Genomic DNA, 12455 nt, shown 5'->3' with positions numbered 1-12455 from the left:
TTTTCCTCCCTTCGGTGAGTTAGTGCGACGCTCGGTGGATTTAGGTGGTGCAATTTCTGCACTACCCTATCAACTGAAACATGCGCCTTCTATTGAAATTCTTGACGTAGATCTTGCTTGGCTTGCCTTTGGCCTGAAGCTTATAGATAAGGCCAAACTCTTCAAGCTCGTTCATGCAGTCGATGATAGTGTGCCTGGAAAAAGAAATATCTTCCTCCAGCTTTCTGAGCGGATATATGATATAAACACGGTTTTCTTCGTCATACCAGTTATGCCTTTTTGCTTCACGCATCCGGTCTAAAAGAACTGCGTACAGCATCTTGGCCGAAGCTGACAGGGAAGAAAAGCTCTTCCCCGTCAGAAGTTCTTTCGGAATCTCTACAGAAGCAAACTGCTCAGCCTGGGTATTATAGAAATAGTCCATCATAGTCAGTTGTCCTCGCTTTCGTGGTTTCTCTTCCACTCCTCACAGAAGTCCAGAAGAATCTTCTCAATCTGTGTCTGAGAGTAGTAGGCAGGAAAGTACTGGTTGAGTTTGCGCTCGTTGAAAGTGATCTTCTTTCTTACATGAGGCGTGGACCTGTTCTTGATCAGAATATCTATCATCTGCTCTTGTGTGAGAGAATCATCTTCACGATAAGGTCTGAGCTCAATTAACTGCTCCTGCTTTATCATGCCGTTTTCGGTAATGTATTCGTATAGCCATTGCTGATAAGTATGATTAAAATAGGAAATCTCTACTCCTACAAAAACGGCAAGTTTTCCTTCATCAACCATTTTCAACAACTTGGGAATCAGTTCTGTAAGTCTGATGTATCTAAACACTTGCGTTCTGTTTAGTCCACTTGCCTTGCCAACAATGTCCCCTGAGTTTGACTTTGTTTCTTCAAGAAACAAAGTTCCTGTTAACTCTTTCCCTTGGTGCTTAATTGCATCCATTTTCATCTTAAAAGCAAATGCTCTTTCGCTAGGAAGAATCTCTTCCCTCTGCATGTTCGCATTAACCATGGCAATCGTGGCATCATCATTGGTCATTTCCTTGATGATTGCAGGAATCTTCCTAAGCCCGGCTCTCTTAGCTGCATGGAGTCTTCTGTGACCTGAAATCATCTCGTAAGTGCCTTCATCATCTGGTCTTACAAGAACCGGAGTAAGAACTCCGCTTTCCTTGATGCTTTCCACCAGTTCATCCATCTTTTCATCATCAACAACCCTGAAAGGATGATTCTCAAAGGGATATATAGTCATTACATCGAGATCTACAGTCCCCTCGGTGCTTGGAACACCGAGGAGCTCATCTATACTAGATAGCTTTACTTTCTGACCAACTCTTTGTGCCATTGTTCATAACCTCCTTTATGAAACTCGTGTAAGCAAATGCTGCCTTTCCTTTTGGATCATATTGGTACAGGCTGCTTCCGGAAGCGCTTATCTCAGCTGCTCTCACAGATAAAGGAATCTCTGTCGCAAAAACATTGATGCTTGATGAATAGACATCATAAATCTGAGCTGCAATATCTTTTGCATAGTTGGTTCTGTTATCCACCATAGTGATGAGAATTCCCTCAATTTCGAGCTTGGGATTGAGCTGACGCTTAACTCTTCCTATGGTCTTAATAAGCTGTTGCAGACCCTTTACAGGAAGATATGCAGCCTGACAGGGAATAATAACGGAATCTGCACAGGCAAGTGCATTTATAGTCATCATTCCAAGAGACGGCATACAGTCGATAATAATGTAGTCGTAAAGCTCTCTGGCCTTATCCACATACTCTCTGAGGATCGTCTCCCTGCTGATAACACCGGTCATGCTGATTTCCAGACTGGAAAGCTCTATATTGCCCGGCATCAGGTCAACTCCTTCAGAATGACGGATGAGTCCCCGTGAAACATCCACGGGCTCATCATTGATGATATTTACAAGGGCTGTAGCCAGGGAATAATCCAGTCTATCCGGCTCATCACAGCCAAGACTGATTGTCATTGACCCCTGGGGATCCGCGTCGATATTCAGTACCCTGTATCCTTCTCTTGCAAGCCCGATGCCCAGATTTACCGCAGAAACGGTCTTTCCGACACCCCCTTTTTGGTTTGCTACTGCTATGACCTTAGACATATCTTTTCCTCCTTATTCCTGAAATGACTCGATGAAAGCATCAATTTTTTCCGTGTTACACAGAACCACACCCTTTACCTTTCGAGTAGCCTTAGCGTCTTTTGCCAGCTGCTCAAATGTATGAAGCCCCATTGAGTAGAGTTCGGCTCCTTCTGCGTACCTTACATACTTTTTCTTGCCTTCCTTAACCAATTCTTCGATGTTATCAACCAGTTTTCTTCTTGCCATGTCTTCGTCCTCTCTTTTCAAATCCAATATGCAGTTTTTCTCGATGTATTCATCAAGAACATCCAGATCTACAAGGGCTGTCTTTCGTAGCTTTATATTTGCCTTGGCCTCCTTGCAGATATTCACAAATGACCAGTAAGCCATCGCATAGAGCCTCGCTCCCTGAGCGTAGGTGCAGTAGCGATGTTTCTTACCTTCCAGGTACTTTTCCAGATCAACTGGCGGTGGGGATTTTGAACGATTCATCTGTAACCTCCGTTTTTTGGTGTTACAGGATGTGATTTAAGAAAAAAGAATTGAGATTTTTAGAAATAAAAAAACCACATTTCCTCTTTTTAATAGAGAGAAATGTGGATTAGAATTAAGCTTCTTTGGATTCAAAAAGATATGAACCGCTTATTCCTCGAGACATTTGCCCCGGGATAAAGACTTTTCTCAAAATCTTTATCCCGTTTAAGTCGTTTTTGGACCATTTTTCGGACTTTTTTATGTCTACATATTCATCCATGGAAGCCCTGTTTCATGCTGGCAATCTGTACGTACTCATCCACTGACATACTATGATGTCCAATGGAATCGTTGTAAATCCAATGCATTTTTGGATTCAGCGGGTTCTCCACGGAGAAACGTGGTAAATACGCGAAGCTGTGTGTCATTTGCTTGATTTTAGCGTAGGGAACAGCAATACATCCCTAATTCCTGCGCTATTTGTCAGCAGCATGCACAGTCTGTCGATACCGTATCCGATACCGCCTGTTGGTGGCATACCGATCTCAAGGGCGTTGAGGAAGTCCTCATCTGTATGCTCAGCCTCTTCGTCGCCGGCTGCTGCGTTAGCATCCTGGGCTGCGAAACGCTCACGCTGATCGATAGGATCGTTGAGCTCTGAGTATGCGTTGCACATCTCCCATGTGTTGATGAAGAGCTCGAAACGCTCAACCTTCTCAGGGTCAGATGGCTTCTTCTTGGTAAGAGGTGAGATTGCAAGAGGGTGATCCATGATGAATGTAGGCTGGATCAGCTCTTTCTCGCAGAACTCCTCAAAGAAGAGGTTGATGATATCGCCCTTGGTATGACGATCCTCAAACTCGATGTGGTGCTCATTGGCAAGAGCCTTGGCCTCTTCGTCAGTCTTAACCTGGTCGAAGTCAACGCCTGCGTACTTCTTGATAGCGTCGTTCATTGTAAGACGCTCGAAAGGCTTACCGAGGTCGATGATGTTGTCGCCGTAAGGAATCTGTGTTGTACCGCAAACCTTCTCAGCAAGGTAACGGAACATGCTCTCTGTGAGCTCCATCATACCCTCGTAATCTGTATATGCCTGGTAGAGCTCCATAAGTGTGAACTCTGGGTTGTGTCTTGTGTCAGTACCCTCGTTTCTAAATACACGTCCGATCTCGAAAACTCTCTCAAGACCGCCAACGATAAGTCTCTTAAGGTAAAGCTCAAGAGAGATACGAAGCTTGCGCTCCTCATCAAGGGCATTGTAATGTGTAAAGAATGGTCTTGCAGCAGCACCGCCTGCGTTCTCAACAAGCATAGGTGTCTCAACTTCCATGAAGTCTCTGTCTGCAAGAAAGTTTCTGATCTCGCGAAGGATAGCTGATCTCTTCTTGAAGGTCTCTTTAACCTCCTCGTTCATGATGAGGTCAACGTATCTCTGTCTGTATCTGATCTCTGTATCTGTAAGTCCGTGGAACTTCTCAGGAAGTGGCATGAGAGATTTGGACAAAAGAGTCAGCTCCTTAACATGCACTGAAAGCTCTCCGGTACGTGTTCTGAAAGCAAAACCCTTAACGCCGATGATATCGCCGATATCCATCTTCTTGAACTCAGCATAAGCCTCATCGCCAAGGTCATTTCTGGATACGTACAGCTGCATGCGGCCATCTCTGTCCTGAAGTCCGGCAAAAGAAGCCTTACCCATGACACGCTTGCTGAGCATACGTCCTGCAAGGGATACGACCTTGTCAGCCGGGATATCTTCAAAAGGAACAACAACTGCCTTGCCCTCTTCATCTACAGGTGGTACAAACTCAAGAGTCTCGAAGTTGTCTCTGATATCCTGTGTGTGATGTGTCTGGTCATACTTGACGATCTGGAATGGGTCCTTGCCCTGAGCCTGAAGCTCTGAGAGCTTGTCTCTTCTGACCTGACGAAGGCGTCCCACATCTTCCTGTGGTGCATTGTTTTGCTGATTATTCTCTGCCACGATATTTCCTCCTAATTTTGCGGTGATAATATATAAGCCGACGATGGTTCGCCGGCTCAAATGTCATGTTTAAGGCTTTGGCAAAAGAGATTACTCTGCCTTAGTCTTGTCGATTGCAAGTACCTTGTACTTGAACACGCCAGCCTGTGTCTCTACAGAAACTGTCTGTCCCTTCTTGGCACCAAGTAAAGCCTTGCCTACAGGTGACTCATTTGAGATCTTACCCTTAAGGCTGTTAGCCTCCTGTGAACCTACGATCTTATACTCAAGGTCCTCGCCAAGCTCAAGGTCACGGATCTTAACATTACATCCGATGCTGATCTTGTTTGTATCTACATCCTCTTCAACTACTACCTCAGCGTTTTTGAGGATCTTCTCAAGTGCCTCAATTCTCGCCTCGATGTCACGCTGCTCATCTTTTGCTGCGTCGTACTCTGCGTTCTCTGAAAGGTCGCCCTGCTCTCTGGCTTCCTTGATCTTCTGAGCAACTTCCTGTCTCTTGTTTACCTTGAGGTCCTGAAGCTCGTCCTCGTATTTCTTGAGACCTTCATAAGTTAAGATGTTTTTCTTTTCCATAGTGCCTAAACGTCCTCCATAAGAAAAAGTCTAATCTATATAAATATTGCATTTTCTCTTTTTAACTTTGCTATTATACTGTTATTTATTTTCCGTGTCAACAATAGCGTCATGTAGCATAACCTGGCGACATGCGTCCTTAAGTGAAGCCATATCCGTCATCTGGTTGATCTCGTTCCTGAACCTGGCGCTGCCTGGCATTCCAGTGGTGTACCATGACACGTGCTTGCGCATCTCGCGGATTCCGATGTACTCGCCCTTGTATTTAAGCTGCATGTCAGCGTGTCTGATCACAGTGTCGTAGATCTCCTGGGCTGTTGGCCGCTCGCAGGCCTCTCCCTTTTCAAAAAAGCTAACAATCTCCCTGAAGATAAAAGGATTACCCTGAGCTGCTCTGGCTACCATAACGCCGTCGCACCCGGTCTCCTCAAACATTCTCTTGGCACTTGGTCCGTCCACCACGTCACCATTTCCAATTACAGGAATCTTCACTGCCTCTTTGACCTGACGGATTATATCCCAGTCAGCTTCTCCAGAGTAGTACTGCTCTCTTGTCCTGCCGTGAACCGCAACTGCTGCCGCTCCGCCTGCCTCTGCTGCCAGCGCACACTCAACTGCGTTTATGGAATTCTCGTTAAACCCTTTACGGATCTTGACCGTAACGGGCCTGTCAGACACCTGGAAAAGAGCTCTCACCAGCCTCTCAATAAGTCCCGGATCCTTCATAAGAGCAGACCCTTCACCATTTCCAACAACCTTTGGAACAGGACATCCCATGTTGATATCAACGATGTCAAAAGGCCTGTCTTTTATCATGTCATAGGCCTTCTGCATGATCTCCGGCTCTGAGCCAAAAAGCTGCAGGGAAACCGGATGCTCTTTTTCATGGATCTCAAGAAGCATGTTGGTGTTGCGATTCTTGTAGGTGATGGCCTTGGCGCTTATCATCTCCATGCACACCAGACCTGCACCCATTTCGCTGCATAAAACTCGAAAAGGCAGGTCCGAGACACCTGCCATTGGTCCTAAAATTATGTTGTTGTCCAGAGTTACGCTGCCAATCTGCAGCTTACCGTATCCGGGCATAGTATCAGTCTTCCTCTAGTATATCCGCAGGATTCTCGTGAAGCACGTAGATCCTGTAGTAAAGTCCAAGGGCCTCGAAAAGGTCCTGTCTCTTTCTCCTTACTTCGCTCACAAGAAGACCAGCTGTGATCTCATCGTAGGTGATGTCCTCTTCGTCGGCGTTGGTCTCGATTGAGATGCTGCCATCCTCCTCAAAGACGATGGTGAAGATTCCGCCTGCTTCCTGAGTAAAAAGGACGCTAATGATGTTAAGCTCCTTCTTGATGCTCTCAGGAATCTGTCTGAAGATCGGGTTAAAGTAGTACTTCTGCTCGTAGGCATTGGCGCCGCACAGAACCACTCTCTCCCCTGCAACCTTCTCAAACTCGCGGGACTTATTGGTCTTTTGCATCTCGTCTATCTTGAGGTCTTCCTTGGTCTCTTCCTGGAGCTCCTCCTCGAAGTCGTCCTCAGGAATGATCCCTTCAAATTCTCTTTTGTATTCTCTCTCAAAATCCTTAGCGCTCATATCTCTCACTCCGGCTGATTGGTATCATCAAATTCTTTGTTCTGTGGTTTGTTCTTTCTATTCTTGTTGTACAGGATCTGCAATCCCTTAAGGGTAAGGGTTGGATCGTAGATGTCGATGGTGTCTGTCTCGTTGGCAATAAGTCTTCCAAGACCGCCTGTTGCTACGACCTTCATCTCAGGGCAGTTTGAAGCTTTTTTGATCTCATTGATAATGTACTCTGTCTGGCCGATCTGTCCATAGATAAGTCCGGCCTGCATGCAGGAGATGGTCTCCCTTGCAAGGATTGATTCGGGCTTTTTGATCTCAATCTCAGGGAGCTTGGCTGTGCCTTCCCAGAGAGCCTTAGCCGAGATCCTGATACCAGGAGAAACAACGCCTGCGTAGAACTCGCCCTTCTCATTGATTGGAACGTAGGTTGTAGCTGTTCCAAAATCAACAACCAGAACTGGTCCGCCGTAGATCTCGTAAGCTGCAACTGAATCAACGATAAGGTCAGGGCCTACTTCCTTGGGGTTATCTATTGTCACCTTGATACCGGTCTTGATGCCAGGTCCCACAATGTAAGGCTTCTTGCCGATATACTTGACGATGGCATTTACCAACGCATGCATAACCTGTGGCACAACGCTTGCGATCATTACGCCTTCGATCTTGTCCTTGCTAACTCCGTTCATGCCAAGCATGTTGAGAAGCTGCGCGCCGTACTCATCAGAAGTATGAGCTGTCTTGGACATCATCCTGAAAGATGTCATAAGCTCCTCTCCGTCAAACACGCCAAAGGTAATATTGGTATTTCCTACATCAATAACCAGAATCATGACTATTACTCCTATACGTAACTATATAATCCGCGGACGGAAACTTCCCCCGCACCAATAACTCTGATATCTCCAGGCGCCGCTTCAACAAGCAATTCGCCCTTTTCTGTAATTCCAAGAGCACGTCCCTCAAAGCCATCCTTAGGGTCAAGGACTCTTACCATCTCGCCCTTGTTGATGAGCCTTCTTTCGTACTGCTCTTTTAATGAAGACAGATCGTAGCCTTCCTGGAACTTCTCATAGTTTTCTTCAAACCGATCCATAACCCGGGCCACTACAAGGCTCCTGTCCACTCTTTTTCCAGTCTGGGACAAAAGAGATCCCGCGATCTCCCTAATCTCATCCGGGAACTGGGTCATATTTACATTTATCCCAACTCCAATAACTACATCAGAAATTGTGTTGTCAGAATTCATGTGGAGCTCTGTAAGAATACCACAGATTTTGCGCTTGTCAATGACAACGTCGTTAGGCCACTTGATCCGGGCACTTGTTTCTCCCAGCGCCAGGTCAACGCCTTCCGCGACGGACAATCCCATCACCAGTGTCAGCATTGATACGCGATCTGCAGGCGCTTTGGGCCTCACCACAAGACTCATTGCAATGTTGGTTCCTGCAGGAGTCTCCCAGCTTCTGCCACGAGACCCTCGTCCGGAATCCTGCCTGTCTGCTACGACAAGACTTCCGTGAGGTGCTCCCTCTTTTGCCAGGTCCCTTGCATCATCGTTGGTGGAACCTGTAACTTCCTTATATACAATGTTGCAGGCAGCCCATTTGGTGTGGAGCTGCCTTTCAATTTCCTGTTTATTAAGCATGTTCTCTTGCTTCCTGAAAAGCAGCGTCGCTTCTCATTTCTTCAAAGTTGCGTACATTACTGCTTTGATGGTGTGCATTCTGTTCTCAGCTTCCTGGAACACGATTGATCTGTCTGACTCGAAGACTTCATCTGTAACTTCCATCTCATCAAGACCATATTTAGCCTTGATCTCTTTTCCAATACCTGTGTTGAGGTCGTGGAAAGATGGCAGGCAGTGCATGAATACGCAGTCTGGGCCAGCGTTGTTCATAACGTCCATGGTCACGCGATAAGGCTCGAGATCCTTGATGCGCTCCTCCCAAACTTCATCAGGCTCGCCCATGGATACCCAGATGTCAGTTGAGATAACGTCTGCGCCCTTGGTGCCTTCCATAACATCCTCTGAGAAGTCGATGACTGCGCCGGTCTCTTTTGCGATCTCTCTGCAGGTGTTAACAAGGTCCTCTGAAGGGAAGTACTTCTTATTAGAAACTGCGGTGAAGTGCATGCCAAGCTTAGCACACATAACCATCAGTGAATTGCCTGTATTGTAGCGGGCGTCTCCAAGGTAAACCAGGTGAATTCCCTTGAGCCTTCCAAAGTGCTCTTTTATTGTGAGGGCGTCAGCCAGCATCTGTGTTGGGTGGAACTCGTTGGTAAGTCCGTTCCATACTGGCACCTTGCTGTACTTGGCAATAGTCTCAACGATCTCCTGATCAAATCCTCTGTACTCGATTCCGTCGTACATACTGGCAAGGACTCTCGCTGTATCTGCGATGCTCTCCTTTTTGCCGATCTGGGAATCTGTTGGGTTAAGGTATGTTGAGCCCATACCAAGGTCGCTTGCTGCTACTTCAAAGGAGCATCTGGTTCTGGTACTGGTCTTTTCAAAAATAAGAGCAATGTTCTTACCCTTAAGTTCGTCGTGAAGAATGCCCTGCTGCTTCTTGGCCTTGAGCTCTCCAGCCAGGTCGATCAGGTACTCAATCTCTTCAGTAGAAAAATCCAGTAGTTTCAAAAAGTCACGTCCATACAAGTTCATTGTGATACTCCTCCTATCAGAAAATATAGTAAATCATACCACATTACTGTAATTCGTGAAAGTAAAAGTCCGCAGACAGTTGGTTCTGCCTGCGGACACTAATATCATTATTACCAGAATACGTGAGCTCCGATGATGATGCCCTCTCTTCCGTTTGCACGTCTGAAGTGGAGCGCGCTGCCAACTGTTGTATCGCCGTTAAGCGCTGCCTGAGCGGCCTGATAGTTGGTATCACTGATCTTGCCTGAGTTGTAAACTCTTGCAACAGTACCGTTAAGAGCTGGTGTAAACTGACCTGATGCGTAGATAACACCGTAGATACTGTTAGGATAAGCACCGGACTTAACACGGTTCATAACAACCGCACCAACCGCAACTCGTCCTTCATAAGGCTGGTTACCAGCTTCGCACTGGATAAGTGCTGCAAGGAGCTTGACCTCATCAGCATCTGCGCTGACTGCTCCGCGGTTCTTGGTGAGAGACGCTTTCTTTTCAGCCTCCTCACGGATCTTGATGGCTGCTATGGTCTCGCCTGCATCAATCTTGAATGAAGTAGTAACAAACTCGGACTGAACGTATGCCTTCTCATCGTTGTAATCAACGCTGATCCAGCCATCGCCTGTGTCCTCGATAAGATCAACAAATGCGTTCTCTGTAAGAACACCTAAAACTTCTGCGTTAGAAGAAGCCTCTGCTCGAACATTGAGTGCGCTTGAATTGCTGGTAACGATCTGTTTTCCAACATCCTGCGCAAGGCTCTCTGCCTCATCGTCAAATAAAAGGTACTCGTCCTTGGCCCATCCAATAAGGTCTCCAGATTGGATCTTGGTCCAACCGTCCTGTCTGTCTAATATCTTGCCGCCGCAGTCCTTGTAAAGAACTCCGACCTTGATTGAATCTTCGTTGGGCTCTTCCCTGACGTTCATCACTGTGCTGACATTTGCCATAAAGATATTGGACTCCTGCTCCTCTTCTTCCTGAAGAGAACCGGTCCTCTCTGCGTTGGCTGCAACCTGAACTTCTGTTGCAGAATAGTCAACACCAAGTGGTGACAATGGGCTGATTATATTTGAAATTCCTGTAGAAAGCTCTAAATAGCTTGTAGCTCTGTTTCTTGCCTCTACAGTTAACCCCTGGGATAAAAAGCAAACTACCGCAAGTGCTATTACAAGCACATGACGGAAAATCCCACGGGATAACTTAAGTGCATTGTCCATACCTTTGCTATCCTCTAAAACTACTCTCATAAATTGTTACAATTTTGTTTCAACTTATTAAGATTAAGATAATCCGTTGGTAATATTAGCATAAGATATGATTTTTTGTCAAATTTTCGATAGGAAATTAGAGACTTTTACTCTTATCGATGCACGCTGTTACAGCATCCATCACTACTCCGCGGAAACCACCTTCCTCAAGTGCCCTTACAGCCTCGATTGTGGTGCCTGCAGGTGAGCACACCATGTCCTTGAGCTCTCCAGGGTGCTTGCCTGTCTCAAGAACCATTTTTGCACTTCCAAGAACTGACTGAGCAGCGAACTCGTAAGCCTGTTTCCTTGGCATTCCACCTGCTACAGCCGCATCTGCCATAGCCTCGATGAAAAGAAATACATAGGCCGGAGATGATCCGCTTACACCTACAACTACGTCCATGAGAGTTTCTGGAACTGTGTAGGCCTTACCAAAGCTCTCAAGGAGCTCTTTTACAAAGTGATAATCATCGTCACTTACAAGATCATTTCTGCAGACTGCAGAGCATCCCTCTCCTACAAGGGCAGGAGTGTTTGGCATTACTCTGATGATCTTGGTGGGTTTCTCAAACTCTTTTTCAATCCAGCTGATAGTCTTGCCTGCTGCGATGCTGACAATTACCTTGTTCTCATCTACTGAGTCCATAATGTCGGCGATGACAACCTTAAGAAACTGGGGCTTAACTGCAAGGACGATAATGTCCGCCTCCTTGGCAACAGCTGCGTTGGAGCTCCTGGTCTGGATGCCATACTTGCTGGCAACCTTCTGGCAGGTGGCTTCTGTCTGAGCTGCACCAATTATCTCATTGGGTCCCATGAGGCCCTTCTGAAGAATACCGCCAATCATGGCCTTTGCCATATTGCCAAGTCCGATAAATCCCAGTGTCATTTCAAGTTACCCCCTTCTTTGTCTTGAAGCTTCGAATGTAAGAATTGCTGCTGAAGTGGCCGCGTTCATGGATTCCACTTCCCCCTTCATTGGGATAAGGACGTACTCTGAAGCAGCATCCGCTGTCTCTTTTGTAAGTCCGTTACCCTCATTGCCTATAAGAAAAGCTGTTGGCCTTGTATAGTCAAACTCGTCATAGCTCTTTTTCCCTTTAAGGTGAGCTGCGTAGGTTGCGATGCCACGGCTGTTTAGCTCTTTTACCATCTCGGGAACATTCTCTACATATATAAATGGCATTCTGAAAATGGATCCCATGGTGGAGCGGATAACCTTTGGGCTGTAGATATCTGCTGAGCCCTTGGACAGGATGATTCCTGTAACTCCTGCGCCTTCGCCGGAACGAAGCATGGTTCCAAGGTTTCCAGGATCCTGGATGTTCTCAAGGATTAAAAGGAGCGGAGAATTCTCTTTTCCCAAAGCGCTCTGATTGTAGCCCTCAAGGACCTCCTCAAGGGTGTAGGGATACTGCCTTATGACTGCAAGGACGCCCTGAGGTGTCTGGGTGTCTGCCATCTTGTTCATGACTTCCTCGGAAACAGTCTCTGCGCCGTATCTCCACAGGATCTCCTTGTCCTCTTCGGATGCGGTGTTTACGAACTTCTCAGTGACGTAAACCTCGGAAACCTGAAGTACTGGAGCCTCCCTAAGCATTTTCATTCCTTCTATAATAAAGACACCGTCTTCTCTTCGTGCCTTTGACTTCTGACCGTAGGCCACAACGCGCTTAACGCGGTCATTGCTGGTACTGGTGATCATAATACTCTCTCCTGTGATAATTGTGAGTACACTTATACTACCACATGTTAATTAATTATTACATATGAAAACATATTTTTAGGAAACAAAAAAGCCACCGACACGCTAAGTGCCG

14 protein-coding genes are annotated in these 12455 nt (G+C 46.4%); all 14 read right to left on the bottom strand.

Features of this window, described 5'->3' with window-relative positions:
• Window positions 1-61 precede the first annotated feature (61 nt).
• Window positions 62-427, bottom strand: coding sequence for a replication initiator protein A (locus D6855_RS15070; RefSeq protein WP_022770059.1), 366 nt, complete (start codon window positions 425-427; stop codon window positions 62-64).
• A 2-nt stretch (window positions 428-429) separates the two neighbouring features.
• The gene (locus tag D6855_RS15065; RefSeq protein WP_120742570.1) at window positions 430-1341 is read right to left on the bottom strand and encodes a ParB/RepB/Spo0J family partition protein; all 912 of its coding nucleotides are present in this window, start codon (window positions 1339-1341) and stop codon (window positions 430-432) included.
• Window positions 1304-2116 carry a ParA family protein gene (locus D6855_RS15060; RefSeq protein WP_120742568.1) on the bottom strand — a complete coding sequence of 271 codons (813 nt, stop codon included), beginning with the start codon at window positions 2114-2116 and terminating at the stop codon, window positions 1304-1306. The genes D6855_RS15065 and D6855_RS15060 overlap by 38 nt, the downstream gene beginning before the upstream one ends.
• A gap of 12 nt (window positions 2117-2128) precedes the next feature.
• Window positions 2129-2590 carry a DUF6462 family protein gene (locus tag D6855_RS17190; RefSeq protein ID WP_330361286.1) on the bottom strand — a complete coding sequence of 154 codons (462 nt, stop codon included), beginning with the start codon at window positions 2588-2590 and terminating at the stop codon, window positions 2129-2131.
• Window positions 2591-2996: 406 nt separating this feature from the next.
• Entirely contained in the window at window positions 2997-4556 is a 1560-nt protein-coding gene (lysS, locus tag D6855_RS15045) for a lysine--tRNA ligase (RefSeq protein ID WP_120742566.1), read from the bottom strand.
• Between the two features lie 90 nt (window positions 4557-4646).
• Window positions 4647-5132, bottom strand: coding sequence for a transcription elongation factor GreA (greA, locus tag D6855_RS15040; RefSeq protein WP_120742564.1), 486 nt, complete (start codon window positions 5130-5132; stop codon window positions 4647-4649).
• Window positions 5133-5213: 81 nt separating this feature from the next.
• Window positions 5214-6218 carry a tRNA dihydrouridine synthase DusB gene (dusB, locus tag D6855_RS15035; RefSeq protein ID WP_120742562.1) on the bottom strand — a complete coding sequence of 335 codons (1005 nt, stop codon included), beginning with the start codon at window positions 6216-6218 and terminating at the stop codon, window positions 5214-5216.
• A 4-nt stretch (window positions 6219-6222) separates the two neighbouring features.
• A complete protein-coding gene (locus tag D6855_RS15030; protein ID WP_243111971.1) occupies window positions 6223-6726 on the bottom strand; it encodes a DUF6145 family protein in 504 nt (167 codons plus the stop codon).
• A gap of 5 nt (window positions 6727-6731) precedes the next feature.
• A complete protein-coding gene (locus D6855_RS15025) occupies window positions 6732-7547 on the bottom strand; it encodes a type III pantothenate kinase (protein WP_120742560.1) in 816 nt (271 codons plus the stop codon).
• 11 nt (window positions 7548-7558) lie between these two features.
• The gene (locus D6855_RS15020) at window positions 7559-8362 is read right to left on the bottom strand and encodes a biotin--[acetyl-CoA-carboxylase] ligase (protein WP_120742557.1); all 804 of its coding nucleotides are present in this window, start codon (window positions 8360-8362) and stop codon (window positions 7559-7561) included.
• A gap of 33 nt (window positions 8363-8395) precedes the next feature.
• Entirely contained in the window at window positions 8396-9385 is a 990-nt protein-coding gene (gene argF / locus D6855_RS15015; protein WP_120742555.1) for an ornithine carbamoyltransferase, read from the bottom strand.
• Between the two features lie 110 nt (window positions 9386-9495).
• On the bottom strand, window positions 9496-10602 hold the full coding sequence (locus tag D6855_RS15010) for a cell wall hydrolase (RefSeq protein ID WP_120742553.1): 1107 nt from the start codon (window positions 10600-10602) through the stop codon (window positions 9496-9498).
• Between the two features lie 127 nt (window positions 10603-10729).
• Complete coding sequence (gene proC, locus D6855_RS15005; protein WP_120742551.1) at window positions 10730-11524, bottom strand: pyrroline-5-carboxylate reductase; 795 nt, start codon at window positions 11522-11524, stop codon at window positions 10730-10732.
• 6 nt (window positions 11525-11530) lie between these two features.
• On the bottom strand, window positions 11531-12340 hold the full coding sequence (locus D6855_RS15000) for a TrmH family RNA methyltransferase (RefSeq protein ID WP_120742549.1): 810 nt from the start codon (window positions 12338-12340) through the stop codon (window positions 11531-11533).
• Between the last annotated feature and the right edge of the window lie 115 nt (window positions 12341-12455).

The organism is Butyrivibrio sp. CB08, from assembly GCF_003625485.1.
Classification (GTDB): Bacteria; Bacillota; Clostridia; order Lachnospirales; family Lachnospiraceae; genus Butyrivibrio.
Note: the sequence above shows the minus strand (reverse complement) of the source record. Positions and strands in the feature narration are given on the sequence as shown.